The organism is Streptomyces sp. LUP30 (assembly GCF_001746365.1).
Lineage (GTDB): Bacteria > Actinomycetota > Actinomycetes > Streptomycetales > Streptomycetaceae > Streptomyces.
In genome coordinates, this window is record NZ_MJAJ01000038.1 from 25,397 (window position 1) to 45,659 (window position 20,263).

Sequence of the window (20,263 nt, forward strand, 5' to 3'; positions counted from 1 at the left end):
GTCATAGATGACTGAGCGTCAGTTCGCCGAAGGAAAGCGGGAGAAGGACCGGCCGTGGCTCATGCGCACGTACGCCGGCCACTCCACGGCCGAGGCGTCCAACGAGCTGTACCGGCGCAACCTCGCCAAGGGCCAGACGGGTCTGTCGGTCGCGTTCGACCTGCCCACCCAGACCGGCTACGACTCCGACCACGTCCTCGCCCGCGGCGAGGTCGGCCGGGTCGGCGTCCCGGTGGCCCATCTCGGCGACATGCGCAGGCTGTTCCAGGACATCCCCCTGGAGCAGATGAACACCTCGATGACGATCAACGCCACCGCCATGTGGCTGCTGGCGCTCTACCAGGTCGTCGCCGAGGAGCAGGGTGCGGACGTCACCCTGCTCCAGGGCACGACCCAGAACGACATCGTCAAGGAGTACCTGTCCCGGGGGACGCACGTCTTCCCCCCGGGGCCGAGCCTCCGTCTCACGACGGACATGATCGCCTACACGGTGTCCCACATGCCGAAGTGGAACCCGATCAACATCTGCAGCTACCACCTGCAGGAGGCCGGGGCCACGCCGGTGCAGGAGATCGCGTACGCGATGTCCACCGCGATCGCCGTGCTGGACGCGGTCCGTGACTCCGGGCAGGTGCCGGCCGAGAAGTTCGGCGACGTCGTCGCCCGTATCTCCTTCTTCGTCAACGCGGGTGTCCGCTTCGTCGAGGAGATGTGCAAGATGCGCGCCTTCGGCCGCATCTGGGACCAGGTCACCCGCGAGCGCTACGGCATCGAGAACCCCAAGCAGCGCCGCTTCCGCTACGGCGTCCAGGTCAACTCGCTGGGGCTGACCGAGGCGCAGCCGGAGAACAACGTCCAGCGGATCGTGCTGGAGATGCTCGCCGTGACGCTGTCGAAGGACGCCCGCGCGCGTGCCGTGCAGCTGCCCGCCTGGAACGAGGCGCTCGGGCTGCCCCGGCCCTGGGACCAGCAGTGGTCGCTGCGCATCCAGCAGGTCCTCGCCCACGAGAGCGACCTGCTGGAGTACGAGGACATCTTCGAGGGCTCGCGCGTCGTCGAGGCGAAGGTCGCCGAACTGGTCGAGGCGTCCCTCGCGGAGATCGAGCGGATCCAGGACATGGGCGGCGCGATGGCCGCCGTCGAGTCCGGCTATCTCAAGTCGCAGCTCGTCTCCTCGCACGCCGAGCGCAGGGCCCGGATCGAGTCCGGGCAGGAGAAGATCATCGGCGTCAACATCTTCGAGACGACCGAGCCCAACCCGCTGACCGCCGATCTCGACACCGCGATCCACACGGTCGACCCGGCGGTCGAGGCCCGCGTCATCGCCTCCCTGCAGAACTGGCGCGACACGCGGTACCAGCCGCCCTTCAACCACCCGCGCCCGTGCAAGGCGCTGGAGAAGCTGAAGGAGGCCGCGAAGGGCACCGCCAACCTCATGGAGGCCACCCTCGAGTGCGCCCGCGCCGGAGTCACGACCGGCGAGTGGGCCGGGGCGCTGCGCGAGGTGTTCGGCGAGTTCCGCGCGCCGACGGGCGTGTCGTCGGCGCCCGTCGCGGTCCCCGCGGAGGAGGGCTCGGCCATGGCCGACGTCCGCCGCAGGGTCGACCTGACCGCGAAGGACATGGGCGTCGGCAAGCTGCGCTTCCTGGTCGGCAAGCCGGGCCTGGACGGGCACTCCAACGGCGCCGAGCAGATAGCCGTGCGCGCGCGTGACGCCGGGTTCGAGGTGGTCTACCAGGGCATCCGGCTGACGCCCGAGCAGATCGTGGACGCCGCGCTGGAGGAAGACGTCCACGCCGTGGGTCTGTCCATCCTCTCCGGTTCGCACGCCCAACTGGTGCCGGACGTCCTCGAACGGCTCCGTGTGGCCGGTGCCACAGACATCCCGGTGATCGCCGGTGGCATCATCCCGAATGGAGACGCCGAGCAGCTGAGGGCTGCCGGCGTGGCCGCGGTCTTCACCCCGAAGGACTTCGACATCACCGGAATCATCGGCCGCATCGTCGACGAGATCCGCAAAGCGAACAAGCTCGACCCCCTGGAGGTCCCCGCATGACTGTCAACCGTCTTCGTCCGCGGCGCTCCTGTCTCGCGGTCCCGGGCAGCAACCCCCGCTTCCTGGAGAAGGCGCAGGGTCTGCCGGCGGACCAGGTCTTCCTGGACCTCGAGGACGCGTGCGCGCCGCTCGCCAAGCCCGAGGCGCGGCACACCATCGTCAAGTTCCTCAACGAGGGCGACTGGACGGGCAAGACGCGGGTCGTGCGCGTCAACGACTGGACGACCGAGTGGACGTACCGTGACGTGGTGACGGTCGTCGAGGGCGCCGGGCCCAACCTCGACTGCATCATGCTGCCGAAGGTGCAGAACGCCCAGCAGATCGTGGCCCTGGACCTGCTCCTGACGCAGATCGAGAAGACCATGGGCTTCGAGGTCGGCAAGATCGGCATCGAGGCGCAGATCGAGAACGCGCAGGGCCTGAACAATGTCAACGAGATCGCGCAGGCCTCGCCGCGCATCGAGACGATCATCTTCGGCCCGGCCGACTTCATGGCGTCGATCAACATGAAGTCGCTGGTCGTGGGCGAGCAGCCGCCCGGTTACCCGGCGGACGCCTACCACTACATCCTGATGAAGATCCTGATGGCCGCCCGCGCCAACGACCTCCAGGCGATCGACGGCCCCTACCTGCAGATCCGCAACGTCGACGGCTACCGCGAGGTCGCCGGGCGCGCCGCGGCCCTCGGCTTCGACGGCAAGTGGGTGCTGCACCCGGGCCAGGTCGAGGCGTCCAACGAGATCTTCTCGCCGTCGCAGGAGGACTACGACCACGCCGAGCTGATCCTGGACGCGTACGAGTACTACACGTCCGAGGCGGGCGGGAAGAAGGGCTCGGCGATGCTCGGCGACGAGATGATCGACGAGGCCAGCCGCAAGATGGCGCTGGTCATCTCCGGCAAGGGACGGGCGGCCGGCATGCGGCGCACGTCGAAGTTCGAGACCCCCGACAACTAAGGAGCGCTGAGCGCGATGCAGTTCGGACGCACCTACGAGGAGTTCGAGGTCGGGGCGACGTACAAGCACTGGCCGGGCAAGACGGTCACCGAGTACGACGACCACCTCTTCTGTCTCCTCACCATGAACCACCACCCCCTCCACATGGACGCGAACTATGCGGAGAAGACGACCGACTTCGGCAAGAACGTCGTCGTGGGCAACTACATCTACTCGCTCCTGCTCGGCATGTCCGTGCCGGACGTCTCCGGCAAGGCGATCGCCAACCTGGAGATCGAGTCGCTCAAGCACGTCGCGCCGACGTTCCACGGGGACACGGTCTACGGTCAGACGACCGTGCTGGACAAGTGGCCGTCGAAGTCGAAGAACGACCGCGGGATCGTCTACGTCGAGACCAAGGGCTACAAGCAGGACGGCACGCTGGTCTGCGTGTTCCGCCGCAAGGTGCTGGTGCCGACCGAGACGTACATCAAGGAGCGCGGCGGCGAGCAGCCCGGCCGCCCGGAACTTCAGGAAGGCTGATCGATGGCCCGCCTCGCCCAGACCGCCGGTCTGACCGACGTCCAGCAGGAGATCCTCTCCACCGTCCGCGACTTCGTGGACAAGGAGATCATCCCGGTCGCGACCGAGCTGGAGCACCGCGACGAGTACCCGCAGCAGATCGTCGACGGCCTCAAGGAGCTGGGCCTGTTCGGTCTGATGATCCCCGAGGAGTACGGCGGTCTGGGCGAGTCGCTCCTCACCTACGCCCTGTGCGTGGAGGAGATCGCCCGCGGCTGGATGTCCGTCTCGGGCATCATCAACACCCACTTCATCGTGGCGTACATGCTCAAACAGCACGGCACGCAGGAGCAGAAGGACCACTATCTGCCGAGGATGGCGGCCGGCGACGTCCGCGGCGCCTTCTCCATGTCGGAGCCGGCCCTCGGCTCGGACGTGTCCGCGATCACGTCGAAGGCGGTGAAGGACGGCGACGAGTACGTCCTGAACGGCCAGAAGATGTGGCTGACGAACGGCGGAACCTCGTCCCTGGTGGCCGTTCTGGTGCGAAGTGACGAAGGACACCCGGAGGGCACCGCCCCCCACAAGTCGATGACGACCTTCCTGATCGAGAAGGAGCCCGGCTTCGGAGAGGTCCGCCCCGGCCTCACGATCCCCGGCAAGATCGACAAGATGGGCTACAAGGGCGTCGACACCACCGAGCTGATCATGGACGGCCTGCGCCTTTCCGCCGATCGGGTGCTCGGCGGGGTCACCGGCCGAGGTTTTTACCAAATGATGGACGGGGTCGAGGTTGGGCGCGTCAACGTCGCGGCGCGTGGCTGCGGCGTCGCTCAGCGTGCCTTCGAACTCGGCGTGCGGTACGCCCAGCAGCGCCACACGTTCGGCAAGCCGATCGCCCAGCACCAGGCGATCCAGTTCAAGCTGGCCGAGATGGCTACCAAGGTCGAGGCCGCCCATGCGATGATGGTGAACGCCGCACGCAAAAAGGACTCGGGAGAACGAAACGACCTCGAGGCAGGGATGGCGAAGTACCTCGCCTCCGAGTACTGCAAAGAGGTCGTGGAGGACTCCTTCCGGATCCACGGCGGGTACGGCTTCTCCAAGGAGTACGAGATCGAGCGCCTCTACCGCGAGGCCCCGATGCTGCTCATCGGTGAAGGCACCGCCGAGATCCAGAAAATGATCATCGGGCGCAGATTGCTCGAGGAGTACCGGTTCCAGGGCTGATTGTCCGAGTTGGGGGTGTTTTCTTCGAGAAGAAGATCACACCCCGTCAACTTCCCCCGGCCGTCGACTCCGCTTCCTGGCTTACCCAGTTGTGGCCCCGAACCGCTACGATCGCGGAAAGCCGCCGTCCCCCGTCGAAGCGCGGCATCATCCGCTACGAAGGTCATCCATGCCCCACAGCCAAACCTCTGCACACCGCGACAGCCTGGTAGGCGCACGCCTCGCGCGCGGAGCATCGCCGTGGCTCCTGCCGACCGTCGCCACCGCAGCCGTCAGCCTGCTGCGCGCCCGCCGCTCGGGCGCCGCCAAGGCCGTCGCCGTGCCCGCCACCGCTCTCGCGGCGGGCATGCTGTGGTTCTTCCGCGACCCCGAGCGCGAGATCGCCCCGGGCCGGGTCATCTCCCCCGCCGACGGTGTGGTGCAGAGCATCATGCCGTGGAAGGACGGACGCACCCGGGTCGCGATCTTCATGAGCCCGCTCAACGTCCACGTCAACCGCGCGCCGCTGGCCGGCACCGTGACGTCGGTCGAGCACATCCCCGGCGGATTCGTACCGGCGTTCAACAAGGAGAGCGAGAACAACGAGCGCGTCGTCTGGCACTTCGACACCGAACTCGGTGACATCGAGATGATCCAGATCGCCGGAGCCGTCGCGCGCCGCATCGTCCCCTACGTCCCCGAGGGCACGAAGGTCGAGCAGGGCGAGCGGATCGGCCTGATCCGTTTCGGCTCGCGCGTCGACGTCTACCTGCCCGAGGGCGTGGAGGTCGCGGTCGAGGTGGGGCAGAAGACCGTGGCAGGGGTGACTCGCATTGACCGTGATTGACCCGGAGACCCAGGCGGGCTGGGTGCCCGAAGCGGACGACGTGGACGACGACGAGGAGATGCCCCTCTCCCTGCGGCTGTCGATAGCGGACACCCTGACCCTCGGCAACGCCACGTGCGGCTTCATGGCGGTGTACTTCACCACCACGGGCATCCTGATCCCGCACCTCACCGGCAGCCAGGAGTCGGGCATGGCCCGGCACAGCGCCGCCACCGCCGTCATCCTGATGCTCTGCGCGGCCGTCTTCGACCTCTTCGACGGCCTGGTCGCGCGCAAGCTCCGCTCCTCGCCGATGGGCGCCGAGCTGGACAACCTGTCGGACCTGATCAGCTTCGGCCTGGCCCCGGCGTACTTCGTCCTGGTCTACGGCATGGTCGCCGACGACGCGCACCAGCGGGTCGCGGCGGTCGGCGCGATCGTGGTGCTGCTGGCGGTAGTGCTGAGGCTCGCGAGATTCTCGTGCGTGACCGTCAAGGACGGCACGTTCCAGGGCATGCCGTCGCCGTTCGGCGCGCTCACGGTCGTCTCGATCGTCCTGCTGGAGCTGCCCTTCGCGGCGACGCTGATGGCCATCCTGGGCACCGCCTGGCTGATGGTGAGCCGGGTCGAGTACCCGAAGCCGCGAGGCCGCCTCGCCGGCGCGATGCTCGCCTGGATCGTCCTGTCGATGGGCCTGCTGGCGGCCTGGGCGTTCGACGCCCCGAGCGGTCAGCTGCTGCTCCAGACGGGTTGCGCGCTGCAGCTGGTCATGGGCGCGGTCATCCCGCTGTTCGCCACGGCCCGCCGGGTGAACAACTTCCGCGACAACCGGCGCGAGGCCCGTGCGGCGCAGCTGCCCTGATCCTCGTCCCACCGTCGAACGGGTGTGGCCCGAGCCTGAGAAGGCTCGGGCCGCACCCGTTTCCACACCCGTTTGACGGGTCAACTACCTCTCCCCCACACCCATTTGCCGGGCTCGGGAAAGAAGAGGACGGTGGAACAAGGGGGATTCATAGGGATTCGCTGGGACATGTCCCGTGCGATGGATCTCTGTCCCGTGCGATGGATCGGAGGACGACCATGCCTGCACACACCCCCACGGACCACTTCGTCGCGCACGTCTCCACGATCCCGGCGAACGCGGGCCAGAACGTCAAGCTGTTCGTCCGGGAGTACGACGGCACCAAGCCGGGCCACACCCCCCAGCCCGTCCTGATGCTCCACGGCAGAAGCGTGCCGGCCGTCGCCGGGTTCGACCTGGTGCTCCCCCCGGGGGCCGGCGGCGCACCGACCCGGTACAGCTGGGCGCAGGACCTGGCCGACGACGGCTACGACGTGTTCCTCATGGACCTGCAGGGCAGCGGACGCTCACCCCGCCCCCAGATGGACAACCCGTGCAACGCCAACCCCGCCCAACAGCAGGACGTCCTGGTTCCCAACCCCCTCGCCGCGCCGTGCGCACCCGCCTACCCACACCAACTGGGCAACTCGGAGAGCGAGTGGGCGGAGCTGAAGACCGTCGTCGAGTTCATCAGGGCGCTGCCCGGCAAAGACCATCCGATCGACTTCGTCGGCTGGTCCGCGGGCGCATTCGTCATGGGCCCCTACACGCTCCAGCACCCCGATGACGTCAAGAGTCTGCTCCTGCTCGCGCCGATCTTCCCGCCGCAGGGCCGCTGGTCCACGAAGCCCGCAGACCCCTTCGGGCGCCCGCCCGACGCGACGACCCTGCCGCTGTCCCTGCCGGCCGTCACGTTCGGCTACCCGATGAACGTCGGCAGCAAGACCGGCTTCAAGAGCGGCTGGGACAAGGAGCAGGCCGGCCCGACGCAGCGCGAACCCGACGTCGCGGACAAGGTGTGGGCCGCCTTCATGGAGAACGATCCCGTCGGCAGCCAGTGGGGTCCCGCAGTGTCGCCGGGCGTGTTCGAGGGCGTCCTGCGGTACCGGAACTCCTACTGGTGGGGATGGAACGAGCAGACCGTCCCGCACAAGGACCCCACGGGCGCCTTCGTCCTCGGCGACCGGGTGCCCGTGCTCATCCTCTACGGCGAGCAGGACACCCAGGCCAACACCCCGGCGACGCTCCCTCCGGTCCTGCACTTCTCCGTCCCGGACCTCTACCGGGCCGTCCCGGGACCGGACAAGCTGATGTTCGAACTGGCCATCGCCGGCCATTCCGTGGTCTGGGAACGCAACGCCAAGGTCGTGCAGCGCTTCGCCAGGCAGTGGCTCGACAAGGGCAAGGTCGAGGGCCTCACCAGCGGCAGCTTCTACCGCGACGAGTACGGCGCCCTGTTCCCCGTCGTCTAGCGCCCCGCGCTCAGGTGAGGAAGTCCCGCCCGATCCGCTCGGCGACCCGTTCCAGGAGGGGCCCCGCGTCCGAGACGCACACGGCGATGTCCGGCTCGACGTCGGTCAGCGGGTACGCCCGCCGGATCCCGGCCCGCCCCAGCGCCTCGGGCGGGAGCTTCAGCCGCCCGCACACCGCGACGACCTCCTTGCCGGCCGCGCGGGCGGCCGCGGCGACGCCCGCGGGGGCCTTGCCGTGCAGGGTCTGCTCGTCGAGCGAGCCCTCCCCCGTGATGACCAGCTCGGCCGGTTCCAGCGCCGCCGCGAAGCCCAGCACGTCGAGCATGACCTCGATGCCGGCGCGGAAGCGGGCGCCGACCAGCAGCGCGCCGTAGCCGATGCCGCCCGCCGCACCGGCGCCGGGAGCCGCGGCGTGCCCGGCCGCCCTGGGACCCACCTCGGTCTCCAGGACCTTCGCGTAGTGCGCGAGCGCCGCGTCCAGCGCCTCGACGTCGTCCGGCGAGGCGCCCTTCTGCGGCCCGTAGACCGCCGCCGCGCCCTTCGGGCCGGTCAGCGGGTTGTCGACGTCGCTCGCCAGGACCAGTTCCACGGTCGAGAGCCGAGGATCCAGCTGCGAGAGGTCGGCCCGCGCCAGGTCCGCGAGGCCGCCGCCGCCCGGCGCCACCGGCTCGCCGTCCGCGTCGAGGAAGCGCGCGCCGAGCGCGGTCAGCATGCCCGCGCCGCCGTCGGTGGTGGCGCTGCCGCCGACGCCGAACACGATCGTCCGCACGCCCTCGTCCAGCGCGGCGCGCAGCAGTTCTCCCGAGCCGTACGTGGACGCCGTGAGCGGCGCGAGGACGCCGGCGGGGAGCCGTTGCAGCCCGCTCGCCTCGGCCATCTCCACGACCGCCGTGTCGCCGCGCACCGCGAACGCCGCGTCCACCTCGTGCCCGAGGGGCCCGGCGACCCTGATCTGCCGCCGCTCGAAGCCGGCCGCGACCGCCGCCGCCACGGTGCCGTCACCGCCGTCGGCCACCGGCAGAGCCGTCACCTCGACGTCCGGTACGGCCCGGCGCAGCCCCGCCGTCACCCGCTCGGCGACCTCCACGGCCGTCAGCGAGCCCTTGAACTTGTCCGCGGCCACGAGCACCCGTCGGGTGCCCTGCGCTGCAGCGTCCGCCACCTTGCCATCCCCTTGCTCTCCGGGCCCCGCGCACGTCAGGGCCAGTCGCGCCGCTGTGACCTTAACCTCAGGACGCCCCCGCCGTCATGCGGCGACCGCACCCTGGACCGGCCCGCGGGCCGTGTGCGGACCGGGGGAAGCCGGGCGGGACGCGCAGGAATCGGGTAGACCGGAGGAATGACTGCTGTGGGCGACGGACCGGAACTCGCCGACCGCGTCCTCGGAGGCTGGCTGGGCCGGATCGCGGGCAACATGCTCGGCAAACCGGTCGAGCGGGGCGAGGTGTGGACGCGCGAACGCATCGACCGCTATCTGCGACGGGCGGACGCCCTGCCGCTCACCGACTACCTGCCCGAGCCGGCCGACGACGAGGACGCCCGGCTGCTGCGCCCGGAGTGGCGCAGCTGTGTGCGCGGCCGCGTCCACGGCAGCTGCCGTGACGACGACGTGGACTACGCGATCCTCGGACTCGACCTGCTGGAGACGCACGGCTTCGGCTTCAGCACCGAGCAGGTCGGCGACCTGTGGCTGCTGCGGCTGCCGTATCTGCAGACGTTCACCGCCGAGCGGGCCGCCTACCGCAACCTCACCGCCGGCCTGAAGCCGCCGCTGACGGCGACGTACGACAACCCGTACCAGGAGTGGATCGGCGCACTGATCCGCGCCGACGTCCACGGCTGGGCCTGCCCGGGCCTGCCCCGCCGCGCCGCCTCCCTGGCCCGCCGCGACGCGGTGCTCTCGCACACCGGCAACGGCGTGTACGGCGCGATGTTCGCGGCGGCGCTCGTCTCCGCGGCGTTCACCGCGCCGACGCTGCGTCACGCGCTGGACGAGGCGCTCGCCGTCGTCCCCGCGAGCAGTCGCCTGGCGCGTACCGTGCGCCGGGTCGTCTCCCTCCACGCCACCCGCATGAGCTGGGAGGACACCCTCGCCACGATGACGCAGGAGACGGCCGGCCTGAGCTGGATCCACACCGTGCCGAACATCGCCGTCCTCACCGCGGGACTGCTGTACGGCGACGGCGACTTCACCGCCACGATCGCGCTCACCGTGCGCGGCGGCCTGGACACCGACTCCAACGGGGCGACGGCCGGTTCGGTGGCCGGGGTCCTCACCGGAGCCTCGGCGATCCCGCCCCAGTGGACGGAGCCGCTCCAGGACACCGTGCGCAGCGCGGTGTTCGGCTTCGACGGCGTCCGCATCAGCGACCTGGCGCGGCGGACCGTACGGCTGGCCGAGGCGCAAGGCCTTCCCGGGGAGAACCGGCCGGAGACGGAACGGGCCGGCGCACCGCCGTCTACCCTTCCCTGATGAGCACTTCCCGCAGCGACTTCGCCGCCTATGTAGCATCCCTGCCCCGTGTCCTGGCCGGAGCGGCCGCGATCTTCCGTGACGCCGAAGGGCGGGTCCTGCTCGTCGAACCCAACTACCGGGCGGGCTGGGCCCTTCCGGGCGGCACGATCGAGTCCGACGACGGCGAGAGCCCGCGCGGGGGAGCACGGCGCGAGACGCTGGAGGAGATCGGACTGGACCGCGAGCTCGGACGGCTGCTCGCCGTGGACTGGGTGCTCGGTCCGGACCGTCCCCCGCTGGTGGCGTACGTGTACGACGGCGGCGTCCTGGACGAGGACGACCTCGGGGCGATCCGGCTGCAGGAGGCGGAGCTGCTGTCCTGGCGGCTGGTGCCGCGCGAGGAGCTCACCGACTTCCTGCTGGGCTCACTGGGCCACCGGGTCCTGGCGGCGCTGGACGCCCTGGCGGACGGCTCGGGGACCGCCGAGCTGGAGAACGGCCGCCCGGTGAGCTGAACACCCGTCCCACCGCACGGAGCGGGAGGGCGACTCGGCCGCGCCGGGGCGACACCGGCCGGGCCCGGCCGCCGGTGCGATATCCGTTCGCGGCAGCCGGATCCCCCGGCCTACTCTCCACCTCATGAGCAAGCCCCTCGTCGCCCTCCTCAGCGGAGCCGGCATCTCCACCGACTCCGGCATCCCCGACTACCGCGGACCCGACGGACTGTGGCGGCGCGATCCCGAGGCCGAGAAGCTCGTCACGTACGCGTCCTACATGGGCGACCCCGAGGTCCGTCGGCGGTCCTGGCGGATGCGCCGCCGGCTCGGGGTCCTGGCGGCCGAGCCCAACGCGGCGCACCGGGCGGTGGTCGAGCTGGAGCGTTCCGGTACGCCGGTGCGGGTGATCACGCAGAACGTGGACGGGCTGCACCAGCTGGCCGGGATGCCGGCCCGCAAGGTGTTCGAACTGCACGGCACGGCACGGGAGTTCGTGTGCACGCGATGCCCCGCGCGAGGACCGATGGAGGAGGCGCTGGCCCGGCTCGACGCCGGCGAGGACGACCCGCCGTGCCTCGGGTGCGGCGGCATCCTGAAACCGGCGACCGTGATGTTCGGAGAACACCTCGACCCGGAGGTGCTGGGCCGGGCCGCCGCCGTCGCCAAGGCGTGCCAGGTCTTCCTCGCGGTCGGCAGCAGCCTCCAGGTTCATCCCGCCGCCGGGCTGGTCGGTGTGGCCGCCGACCACGGGGCCCGGCTGGTCGTCGTCAACGCCGAGCCGACGCCGTACGACGAGATCGCCGACGAGGTCGTCCGGGAGCCGATCGGGACGTCGCTGCCCGCACTGCTGCGCGAGCTCGCCGGTTCCGGCGCGGTCTGAGGGCCAGGGCGCCTCGCGCCCGCTCCTAGAACAGCGTCCCGCCGGACGCGGCGCCTCTCTCGAAGTCCAGCAGGCGCTGCTTGCGGTCCAGGCCGCCGCCGTAGCCGGTGAGGCCGCCGCCCGCGCCGATCACGCGGTGGCAGGGCACGATGATGCCGATGGGGTTCCTGCCGTTGGCCAGGCCCACCGCGCGGGAGGCGGCGCGGCTGCCGAGGGCCTCGGCGAGTTCGCCGTAGCTTCTGGTCTCGCCGTAGGGGATCGTCCGCAACTGGTCCCAGACGCCGCGCTGGAACGGGGTGCCGTGCAGGCGCAGTTCGAGGGTGAACTCCTTGGACTCGCCGGCGAAGTAGGCGGTCAGCTGCTCCTCGGCTTCGCCGAAGAGGCTGTCGTCGCGGGGTCCGAAGTCCTCCTCGGGCGGGCGGTGGCGCTGTCCGGTCATGTAGAGGCCGCACAGGACGCCGTCGTCCGCGACGAGCGTGAGGTCGCCGTAGGGGCTGTCGATGACGGTGTGCTGTTTCACGGAACGTCCTTAGACAGGGAGGAAGTTGACGGGGTGGCTGTCGGTCGCCCACAGGTACTGGACGGCGTACGCCCGCCAGGGTCGCCATGCGGCCGCGCGGGCGGTGAGCGCCGCAGGGGTGGAGGGCAGTCCCAACTCCTTTGCGGCGCGACGGATTCCGAGGTCGGTGGGAAGGAACGCGTCGGGGTCGCCGAGGGCGCGCATCGCGATGACGTCGACCGTCCAGGGCCCGAAGCCGGGTAGCGCGAGGAGTTGTTCGCGCACCTGCGACCAGTCGCTCTCCACCCCCAACTGCAGTTTCCGGTCGGCCAGTTGACCGACGAGGTGGGTGAAGGTGGCGCGCCGGGTGCGGGGCATCGCCAGGGAGTCGGGGTCGACGGCGGCGAGCGCCTCGGGGGTGGGGAAGAGATGGGTGAGGCCGCCTTCCGGATCGTCGACCGGATCGCCGTGGGCGGTGACCAGTCGGGCCGCGTGGGTGCGGGCGGCAGCGGTGGAGACCTGCTGGCCCAGCACGGCGCGGACCGCGAACTCGGCCTCGTCGACCGTGCGCGGCACGCGGCGGCCGGGCGCCTTGTCCACCAGGGGCGCGAGCACTGGGTCCGTGCGCAGCTGGTCGTCGACGGCGACCGGATCGGCGTCCAGGTCGAGCATGCGCCGGCATCGGCTGATGGCGACGGTGAGGTCGCGCAGGTCGCTGAGGGTGAGGCGGCAGCCGATGTGGTCGGGGTTCGGGGTGAGCGCCACGACGCCGTGCCCGTACGGCAGCCGGAGCGTGCGGCGGAACGCGCCGTCCCGCCACTCCTCCACTCCCGGGACGCCGGTCGCGGCCAGGTGCCCGAACAGGTTGTCCGGGTTGAGGGGGGCGCGGAACGGCAGGCGCAGGGCGAGCGTCCCCGGGGTGGCCGCGGGGAGGGGGGGAGTGCGGTGCGGGACACGGGCGCGCAGTGCGCTCGGGGAGAGCGCGAAGACCTCGCGGACGGTGTCGTTGAAGGTGCGCACCGAGGAGAAGCCGGCGGCGAACGCGACGTCCGCCATGGGCAGTTCGGTCGTCTCGACGAGGAGCCGGGCGGTCCGGGCGCGCTGGGCGCGGGCCAACGCCAGGGGGCCCGCGCCGACTTCGGCGAGGAGCTGGCGTTCCACCTGGCGGCTGCTGTAGCCGAGGCGGGCGGCGAGGCCGGGCACGCCGTCGCGGTCGACGACGCCGTCGGCGATCAGTCGCATGGCGCGGGCGACGAGGTCGGCGCGCTGGTTCCACTCCGGTGAGCCGGGGCTGGTGTCGGGCCGGCAGCGCTTGCACGCGCGGAAACCGGCCTGCTGGCAGGCGGCCGCGCTCGGCTGGAAGACCATGTTCTCCGGCTTGGGCGGCACGGCCGGGCAGCTGGGACGGCAGTAGATGCCGGTGGTCAGCACCGCCGTGAAGAACCAGCCGTCGAAGCGCGCGTCCTTGGACTGCACGGCGCGCACACAACGCTCTCGATCGGTGTACATCCCGTTCCGCATGCGTCCAGCATCGCCCCGCGGCCGCTCGTCCGCTGGCGAGAATCCGACATCGACCTCGCGCGTCCCGCATCGCCGCGACATCGTGCGATCAGGGCGCGGACGGGGCGGCCGGCGTCGTGGGCGAGCCGGTCCTGCCGGGGCCCCGCCGATGAGGAAATCGACTGCGAACTCGCCGGACTCGCCGGAGTGTCCGTCGCCGAAGATCGCCGGCCCACGGGTCGAGCAGCGGAGCGCCGGGCATCGGCGCAGGGTTCCCGGCGATCAGCCGGGCGGGCAGGACGGCCTCCTCGCGGCCCGGCGCCTCAGGCCGCCCTCCGCGGCCACGACGCCAGGGACCGGATCACGAACACGTCGATCGCCATGACGGTGATCGACCAGAGCGGTTCGTACGGCAGGAACAGGAACTGGGCGACGAGGCTCAGGGCCGCGAGGAGGACGCCCGGGCGGCGGGCCCGGGCCACGCCCTTGAGCAGAGCCGCGCCGGTGGCGGCCGCGAGGGCTCCGAGGACGAGATGGATCCAGCCCCAGCCGGTCAGGCTGAGCCCGTAGACGTAGGAGCCGACGCGCGCGTAGACGTCGTCGGCGGCGACGGCTGCGATGCCCTGCAGGACGGCGAGGACGCCGCCGCACAGCATCAGGACGCCGGCGAAGAGCACGCCGTCGCCGGTCCGGCCGCCGGGCGGAGGGAGCCGGCGCGGTCCGCCGCGCGGGACGGACCAGGCGGTGCCGATCTCGCCGTGCGGGCCGCCGGCCGGTTCGCCGTCCGAGGAGGCCGGGCTCATGGGGCGTGCTCCCTTCCCGGTGGTCGGTCCGGTGGAGGTCAGCACATCCCGGGCTCGCGGCCACGGCGAGCGCGGCGGGCCCGTCCGGGTGAACGGCTCCGCCGCGCACGGCACGCGGAGCTACATGTTGATCATGTGGCCGGCCAGGCCGTGGACGGCCTCCTTGACGGCCTCGCCCAGGGTGGGGTGGGCGTGCACGTTGCGGGCCACCTCGTGGACGGTGAGGTCCCACTGCTGGGCCAGGGTCAGCTCGGGGAGGAGCTCGGTGACGTCGGGGCCGATGAGGTGACCGCCGAGGAGCTCGCCGTACCGGGCGTCGCTGATCAGCTTGACGAAGCCGGTGGCGTCGCCGAGGCCGTGCGCCTTGCCGTTGGCGGTGAACGGGAACGTGGCGACCTTGACGTCGTGGCCGAGCTCGCGGGCCTGGGCCTCGGTGTAGCCGAAGCTGGCGATCTGGGGCTGGCAGTAGGTGGCGCGCGGGATCATGACGTAGTCGAGCTCCATGGTCTCCGCGTCCGCGAGGGTCTCCGCGGCGATCACGCCCATCGCCTCGGCGGTGTGCGCGAGCATGAGCTTGGCGGTGACGTCGCCGATGGCGTAGATGTGCGGCACGGAGGTGCGGCAGCGGCCGTCGACGTCGATCGCGCCGCGCTCGGTGACCTTCACGCCGGTGTTCTCCAGCCCGTAGCCGGTCACGTTCGGGGCGAAGCCGATCGCCTGCAGGACCTTGTCGGCCTCCAGGACCTGCTGGGCGCCGTCCTTGCCGGTGACGGTGACCCGCACCCGCTCGCCCGACTCGTCGATGGACTCCACGCGGGTGGAGGTGAGCACGTCGATGCCCAGCTTCCGGTACTGCTTGGCGAGTTCGGCGGAGATGTCGGCGTCCTCCAGGGGCGCGACCCGGTCCAGGAACTCGACGATCGTGACCTTGACGCCGTAGTTGTGCAGGACGTAGGCGAACTCGATGCCGATGGCGCCGGCGCCCGCGATCACGATCGACTGCGGGAGGTCGTCGGCGAGGATCTGCTCCTCGTACGTCACCACGCGGGCGCTGCGCCGGGTGCCGGGGAGCAGCTTCGGGGTGGCCCCGGTGGCGATGACGCAGTGGTCGAAGCCGATGGTGCGGGTCTCCCCGCCGGCGCCGGTCACACGCAGGGTGTGGTCGTCGAGGAAGTCGCCGCGGCCGTCGAACTCGGTGATCTTGTTCTTCTTCATCAGGTAGTGGACGCCCTTGACCCGGCCGTCGGCCACCTTGCGGCTGCGGCGGTAGGCCTCGCCGTAGTCGAAGGTGACCTGGCCTTCCGCCTTGATGCCGAAGGTCTTCGCCTCGCGCGTGAAGATGTGGGCGAGTTCGGCGTTGCGCAGCAGTGCCTTGGTGGGGATGCAGCCCACGTTGAGGCAGACGCCGCCCCAGTACTTCTCCTCGACGACGGCGACGCGCTTGCCCAGCTGGGCGGCGCGGACCGCGGCGACGTACCCGCCGGGTCCGGCGCCGAGCACCACGACGTCGAAGCGTTCGTCCTGCTCGGGCATGGAGTTTTCCTTTTCCGTGGAGTACCTGGTGACATGTTCCGTGGAGTACCTGGTGTACATGCCGACCCTACGAGATCCCCGCGGAGTCCGAGGACGCGGACGGCGGGGGGCGACGGGCGGGGCACGGCCGGCGCCGACCGTGCCCCGTCTCCCCTGCTGAACGCGATTGCTACGACGTTGCCGTGCGCCGCCTGGAGACCTTCGTCGCCTCGGCGACATCGGTCAACGGCCGCAGCCGGTAGGTGTACGCATAGTCGCGGTCGGCGAACAGCTTGTACTCGTCGTGGGTGTGCGCGCCCCAGCTGTTGTCGCCGCCCACTCCCATCTGGCGGTGGTTCACGCGCAGGACGACCTCCTTGCGCGGGGTGAGCTGATAGTCGTGCCGGGCCCCGACCGACAGGTCCTCGGGGGTGAAGTGCGAGGCGTTGACCTCCAGGAGCGGCTCGCCGCTGACGAGCAGGCCGACGCCGTCGCCGTCGGTCAGGGCGACCCAGCGGACGTCGGTCTTGTTGCCGCTCTCCTGCGGACGCAGGTAGGTGGTCCGCTGTCCGGTGACGGTGCCGGAGTAGAGGCCCACGTCGGTGGCGTCGTTGCGGTCCCAGTGGTTCTCCTCGGGACCGCGCCCGTAGTAGTGCAGATGCTCCAGACGGGACGGCAGGAACAGCAGGGTGCCCACCTCGGGAATGTACGGCAGGTTCGCGGCGCCCGGGTGCAGCGTGTTGTCGACCTTGATCTCACCGTTGCCGAAGACGGTGTAGGTCGTGGTGTACGACGACGGCGTCGTCGTGGGCAGCGTGCCGGCCACCTTGATCTCCACGGCCCGGTCGCGCAGCGCCCGCACGCTCACCCCGCTCACCTCGCGGTGCGCTCCGGCGTCGCGCCAGGTCTGGTTGCGGGTGTGCTGGCCGTTGCCCCGGTCGTTGTCCGTGGGGGCACGCCAGAAGTTCGGCGCGGGACCGGAGACCAGGAGCGGGACGCCGCCTGCCCGGTACGAGGTGATGACGCCGGTCCGCTTGTCGACGGTGACCGAGAAGTCCCTGCCCGTGACGGTGACCGACGTCGCGCCGTCCCGATGGCCGAGCGCCGGGACGGCGCCCAGCGGCACGGGGGTGACGGCGGGGGCTGCGGCGTCGACGGCGAGCTGCTGCCGGGCCACCTCATGGCCGGACCTCGCCCACTTCGTGCTCTCCCTGGTGGTGAACGACAGCTGCAGGAAGTACTCCGCGCCCGGCGCGGGATCGCGCGGCAGCCTGAACGGCACGGTGACGTCCTTGCTCGACAGCGGCCCGACGTCCAGCTGAGCGCGGCTCAGCCGTCCGCTTTGCACCGTCCTGCCGTCGGCGACGAGCTCCCACCGTCCGTCGAATTCACGGACGTTGGTGAAGAGGTACTCGTTGGTGAGGGTGACGGCCGCGCCGGGGGCGAGCGTGCGGCCCACGGCGGGCGCGGCGCCGATCGCCTGGTAGATGCGCTTGACCTCGGCGGACTTGCCGGTCAGCCCGCGGTCGGCGGTGACGATGCCGTCGCCGGAGAAGGCCCCGTCGTTCGGGTTGTCGCCCCAGTCGCCGCCGTAGGCGTAGAACGTCCGCTCGCGGGGCCGCTGCTCGGAGAAGGCGACGGTGGCCGCGTCGAACCAGAACCGCACGCCGTCGTCGCCGGGACCGCGGCCGGCGTCGGCCAGTTCGGCGGCGCTGAGCGCCCGGGCGTACACGCGCGCCCGCCGGACGGAACCGCTGAACTCCCGGGTCGGGTTGTCGACGTCGGTGCCCAGGGACACGGGCGCGGTGTTCACGGCGGGGCGCACGGAGGTGGTCCGGGTGGCCCGGACCACGCCGTCGACGTGGAGGGTCAGGGTGCCCGCCGTCGCGTCGAAGACGCCCGCCACATGGTGTTCCGCACCGGTCCATCCGTCGGGCAGGGCCCAGCCTGCGGTGACCCACTGGCCGCTGCCGTAGATGAAGAACTCCAGCGTCCTGTCGGTCTGCTTGAGGGCGTACTGGGTGTCGCCCTTGGCGAGGATGGGCTGGTGGTAACCGGTTACGCCCGGGGTGACCCAGGCCTCCAGGGTGAGGGATCCGGTGAGGTCGAGGCGCGCGTCCCGGGCGAAGACGGTGCCCCCGTGGACGCCCTTGTCACGGGTGAAGTCGCCGCTGGGGGCGACGATCTCACCTCGCAGCCCGGCGGGTCCGGCCTCGGTGAACAGCTTGCGGGTCGGGGTGGGCCAGTCGAGGGCCTGATCGACGAAGTCCCAGATCCAGCCGCCCTGGAGCACGTCGTAGCGGCGCACCAGATCCCAGTACTTCTTGAAGTTCCCGCTGGAGTTCCCCATGGCGTGGGAGTACTCGATCATGACGTACGGCCGGGTGTCGCCGGTGTCCTTGGCCCGTGCCTCGACGCGGGCGGGGCTGTCGTACATCTCGGAGCGGATGTCGCTGATCCCCGGGCGGTCGTCGCCCTCGTACTGGATGACACGGGTGGTGTCGTAGGAGCGGATCCAGTCGTGCATGGCGGTGAAGGTGCTGCCGCCGCCGGCCTCGTTGCCGAGGGACCAGATGACGACCGACGCGTGGTTCTTGTCGCGGTGGACCATGCTCTGGGCGCGCGCCACGCAGGCCCTCGTCCACTCGGCGTGGTCGCCGGGGTACTCGCCCCGGATGCCGTGGGTCTCGAGGTTGGTCTCGTCCACGAGGTACAGGCCGTACTCGTCGGCGAGTTCGAGCCAGTGGGGGTTGTTGGGGTAGTGCGAGGTGCGCACGGTGTTGATGTTCAGCCGCTTGATGACGCCGATGTCCTCGACCAGGTCCGCCCGGGTGAGGGCCGAGCCGCGCCGGGGGTGCATCTCGTGACGGTTGGTCCCCCGCAGTGACACCGGCTTGCCGTTGATGCGCATCAGGCCGTCCTTGAGCGCGAACTCGCGCAGACCGACCCGGTGGGAAAGGGTTTCGATCACTTTCCCGGCCTGGTCGCGCAGCCGGAGCACGGCGGTGTAGAGCTCGGGGTGTTCGGCCGACCACAGGCGTGGCGTGGGCACGGCCTTGGCGGCCCGGACGGTCGTCTCGTCGCCCGCACCGAGTGCGACCGCCTGCTGCAGCGGCCGGGACCAGACCGGGTGCCCGCGATCGTCGTAGAGCTGGGTCTCGACGGAGTACCGGCCGGCCCCCTGTCCGCCGTAGTCCCGCACACTCGCCGTGACCGACAGCTCGGCGGCCCGGTAGTCCTGGCTGAGCGGGGTCTCCAGCCGGAAGTCGCGCAGATGCACGGCCGGCGTGGAGTAGAGGTAGACCGAGCGGAAGATGCCGCTCAGCCGGATCATGTCCTGGTCCTCCAGCCAGTCGCCGTCGGAGTAGCGGTAGACCTCCACGGCGACCTGGTTGACGCCCGGCTTGAGGTGCTCGGTGATGTCGTACTCGGCGGGGTCGTAGGAATCCTCGTGGTAACCGACCAGCTCGCCGTTGATCCACACGTAGTGGGCGGACTTGACCCCCTCGAAGTGGAGGAACGTCCGGCGTCCCGACCAGCCGCGCGGAACCGTGAAGGTGCGGCGGTACTGGCCCACGGGGTTGTAGCGGGTGGGCGCTGCCGGTGGCTGCGCCTCCTCGCCCAGGCCGTTGGGGCCCCACCACGGGTAGGTGATGTTGATGTAGATCGGGCGGTCGTAACCGTGCAGCTGCCAGGCGGACGGGACGGGGATCGTGTCCCAGCCGCTGTCGTCGAGGTCGGTGCGGTGGAAGTCGACGTCGCGGTCGCCCGGGCGGTCGGCGTAGGCGAATCTCCAGGCGCCGTCCAGGCTCAGCCGGTACGGGGAGCGGGTGCGGTCGGCGGCCAGGGCCTGGTCGAGGTCCGCGTACGGCATGAGCGTGGTGTGCGGGGCCTCGGCGCCGAGGCGGAAGACGTCGACGCGGCCGTTCCACTCGGGGGCGGCGTCGGCCGCGAGGGCGCGGTGGGCGGCCGAGGGCGCGGACAGGGCGAGCGCGCCGAGGGCGGCGGCCGACCCTTCGAGCAGACGGCGACGGCTGACCGCCGGCCGTGGGGTGCGGTGCGGCTCCGCCCACCGGGGGCGGTCCGGTCGGTCCATGGACGACTCGTGCGGGTGGGTCATGACCACGACCTTCCTCAAGGCGAACCGTGCGGCTCTGCACGGACGGAGGGTGCGTCAGATCTTGTCCACTCCTGTTGGATAAACGAACATAGACGCGCCGCGATGGCCGAATATCAACTCTCTTCGGCGCAACGCC

At 70.9% G+C, this 20,263-nt stretch carries 16 protein-coding genes; 10 read left to right on the top strand and 6 right to left on the bottom strand.

Features of this window, described 5'->3' with window-relative positions; genetic code table 11:
- Positions 1 to 7: 7 nt before the first annotated feature.
- From BG482_RS26895 to BG482_RS26925, 7 genes are all read left to right on the top strand, one after another.
- Entirely contained in the window at positions 8 to 2,056 is a 2,049-nt protein-coding gene (locus BG482_RS26895; RefSeq protein ID WP_069771729.1) for a protein meaA, read from the top strand.
- A complete protein-coding gene (locus BG482_RS26900; RefSeq protein ID WP_069771730.1) occupies positions 2,053 to 3,012 on the top strand; it encodes a CoA ester lyase in 960 nt (319 codons plus the stop codon). Before BG482_RS26895 ends, BG482_RS26900 begins: the two co-directional genes overlap by 4 nt.
- Positions 3,013 to 3,027: 15 nt before the next feature.
- Positions 3,028 to 3,534 carry a MaoC family dehydratase gene (locus BG482_RS26905; RefSeq protein ID WP_069771731.1) on the top strand — a complete coding sequence of 169 codons (507 nt, stop codon included), beginning with the start codon at positions 3,028 to 3,030 and terminating at the stop codon, positions 3,532 to 3,534.
- Between the two features lie 3 nt (positions 3,535 to 3,537).
- Positions 3,538 to 4,743: an acyl-CoA dehydrogenase family protein gene (locus tag BG482_RS26910; RefSeq protein ID WP_069771732.1), complete on the top strand. Its 1,206-nt coding sequence runs from the start codon at positions 3,538 to 3,540 to the stop codon at positions 4,741 to 4,743.
- 169 nt (positions 4,744 to 4,912) lie between these two features.
- Positions 4,913 to 5,569 carry a phosphatidylserine decarboxylase gene (locus BG482_RS26915; protein WP_069771733.1) on the top strand — a complete coding sequence of 219 codons (657 nt, stop codon included), beginning with the start codon at positions 4,913 to 4,915 and terminating at the stop codon, positions 5,567 to 5,569.
- Positions 5,570 to 5,591: 22 nt separating this feature from the next.
- Positions 5,592 to 6,410, top strand: coding sequence for a CDP-diacylglycerol--serine O-phosphatidyltransferase (gene pssA / locus BG482_RS26920; protein WP_069771773.1), 819 nt, complete (start codon positions 5,592 to 5,594; stop codon positions 6,408 to 6,410).
- Positions 6,411 to 6,628: 218 nt separating this feature from the next.
- On the top strand, positions 6,629 to 7,861 hold the full coding sequence (locus BG482_RS26925; RefSeq protein WP_079142196.1) for an alpha/beta fold hydrolase: 1,233 nt from the start codon (positions 6,629 to 6,631) through the stop codon (positions 7,859 to 7,861).
- 10 nt (positions 7,862 to 7,871) lie between these two features.
- On the opposite strand, the gene BG482_RS26930 is transcribed toward BG482_RS26925, so the two are convergent.
- On the bottom strand, positions 7,872 to 8,990 hold the full coding sequence (locus tag BG482_RS26930; protein ID WP_069771734.1) for a glycerate kinase: 1,119 nt from the start codon (positions 8,988 to 8,990) through the stop codon (positions 7,872 to 7,874).
- Between the two features lie 210 nt (positions 8,991 to 9,200).
- Between BG482_RS26930 and BG482_RS26935 the strand changes: the two genes are divergently transcribed.
- The 3 genes from BG482_RS26935 to BG482_RS26945 all read left to right on the top strand — a co-directional run bounded on the left by BG482_RS26935 (position 9,201) and on the right by BG482_RS26945 (position 11,693).
- Positions 9,201 to 10,334, top strand: coding sequence for an ADP-ribosylglycohydrolase family protein (locus BG482_RS26935; RefSeq protein WP_079142198.1), 1,134 nt, complete (start codon positions 9,201 to 9,203; stop codon positions 10,332 to 10,334).
- Positions 10,334 to 10,831, top strand: coding sequence for an NUDIX hydrolase (locus BG482_RS26940; RefSeq protein ID WP_069771735.1), 498 nt, complete (start codon positions 10,334 to 10,336; stop codon positions 10,829 to 10,831). Before BG482_RS26935 ends, BG482_RS26940 begins: the two co-directional genes overlap by 1 nt.
- A gap of 124 nt (positions 10,832 to 10,955) precedes the next feature.
- The gene (locus BG482_RS26945) at positions 10,956 to 11,693 is read left to right on the top strand and encodes a Sir2 family NAD-dependent protein deacetylase (protein ID WP_069771736.1); all 738 of its coding nucleotides are present in this window, start codon (positions 10,956 to 10,958) and stop codon (positions 11,691 to 11,693) included.
- 25 nt (positions 11,694 to 11,718) lie between these two features.
- On the opposite strand, the gene BG482_RS26950 is transcribed toward BG482_RS26945, so the two are convergent.
- The 5 genes from BG482_RS26950 to BG482_RS26970 form a co-directional block, all read right to left on the bottom strand.
- Positions 11,719 to 12,213, bottom strand: a complete 495-nt coding sequence (locus tag BG482_RS26950; protein ID WP_069771737.1) for a methylated-DNA--[protein]-cysteine S-methyltransferase — start codon at positions 12,211 to 12,213, stop codon at positions 11,719 to 11,721.
- 9 nt (positions 12,214 to 12,222) lie between these two features.
- Positions 12,223 to 13,713: an AlkA N-terminal domain-containing protein gene (locus tag BG482_RS26955; protein WP_306287005.1), complete on the bottom strand. Its 1,491-nt coding sequence runs from the start codon at positions 13,711 to 13,713 to the stop codon at positions 12,223 to 12,225.
- A 302-nt stretch (positions 13,714 to 14,015) separates the two neighbouring features.
- Positions 14,016 to 14,495: a hypothetical protein gene (locus BG482_RS26960; protein WP_107450761.1), complete on the bottom strand. Its 480-nt coding sequence runs from the start codon at positions 14,493 to 14,495 to the stop codon at positions 14,016 to 14,018.
- Between the two features lie 120 nt (positions 14,496 to 14,615).
- Entirely contained in the window at positions 14,616 to 16,028 is a 1,413-nt protein-coding gene (gene lpdA, locus BG482_RS26965; RefSeq protein WP_069771738.1) for a dihydrolipoyl dehydrogenase, read from the bottom strand.
- 169 nt (positions 16,029 to 16,197) lie between these two features.
- A complete protein-coding gene (locus tag BG482_RS26970) occupies positions 16,198 to 20,103 on the bottom strand; it encodes a glycoside hydrolase family 2 TIM barrel-domain containing protein (protein WP_069771777.1) in 3,906 nt (1,301 codons plus the stop codon).
- Positions 20,104 to 20,263 lie beyond the last annotated feature (160 nt).

What these genes read in the sequence shown, in the direction of transcription:
- BG482_RS26895 (WP_069771729.1), top strand. Translation starts at nt 8, where the DNA reads ATGACTGAGCGTCAGTTCGCCGAAGGAAAGCGGGAGAAGGACCGGCCG.
- lpdA (WP_069771738.1), bottom strand. Translation starts at nt 16,028, where the DNA reads ATGCCCGAGCAGGACGAACGCTTCGACGTCGTGGTGCTCGGCGCCGGA.
- BG482_RS26905 (WP_069771731.1), top strand. Translation starts at nt 3,028, where the DNA reads ATGCAGTTCGGACGCACCTACGAGGAGTTCGAGGTCGGGGCGACGTAC.
- BG482_RS26915 (WP_069771733.1), top strand. Translation starts at nt 4,913, where the DNA reads ATGCCCCACAGCCAAACCTCTGCACACCGCGACAGCCTGGTAGGCGCA.
- BG482_RS26935 (WP_079142198.1), top strand. Translation starts at nt 9,201, where the DNA reads ATGACTGCTGTGGGCGACGGACCGGAACTCGCCGACCGCGTCCTCGGA.
- BG482_RS26925 (WP_079142196.1), top strand. Translation starts at nt 6,629, where the DNA reads ATGCCTGCACACACCCCCACGGACCACTTCGTCGCGCACGTCTCCACG.
- BG482_RS26940 (WP_069771735.1), top strand. Translation starts at nt 10,334, where the DNA reads ATGAGCACTTCCCGCAGCGACTTCGCCGCCTATGTAGCATCCCTGCCC.
- BG482_RS26900 (WP_069771730.1), top strand. Translation starts at nt 2,053, where the DNA reads ATGACTGTCAACCGTCTTCGTCCGCGGCGCTCCTGTCTCGCGGTCCCG.
- BG482_RS26960 (WP_107450761.1), bottom strand. Translation starts at nt 14,495, where the DNA reads ATGAGCCCGGCCTCCTCGGACGGCGAACCGGCCGGCGGCCCGCACGGC.
- BG482_RS26910 (WP_069771732.1), top strand. Translation starts at nt 3,538, where the DNA reads ATGGCCCGCCTCGCCCAGACCGCCGGTCTGACCGACGTCCAGCAGGAG.
- BG482_RS26955 (WP_306287005.1), bottom strand. Translation starts at nt 13,713, where the DNA reads ATGCGGAACGGGATGTACACCGATCGAGAGCGTTGTGTGCGCGCCGTG.
- BG482_RS26970 (WP_069771777.1), bottom strand. Translation starts at nt 20,103, where the DNA reads ATGGACCGACCGGACCGCCCCCGGTGGGCGGAGCCGCACCGCACCCCA.
- BG482_RS26945 (WP_069771736.1), top strand. Translation starts at nt 10,956, where the DNA reads ATGAGCAAGCCCCTCGTCGCCCTCCTCAGCGGAGCCGGCATCTCCACC.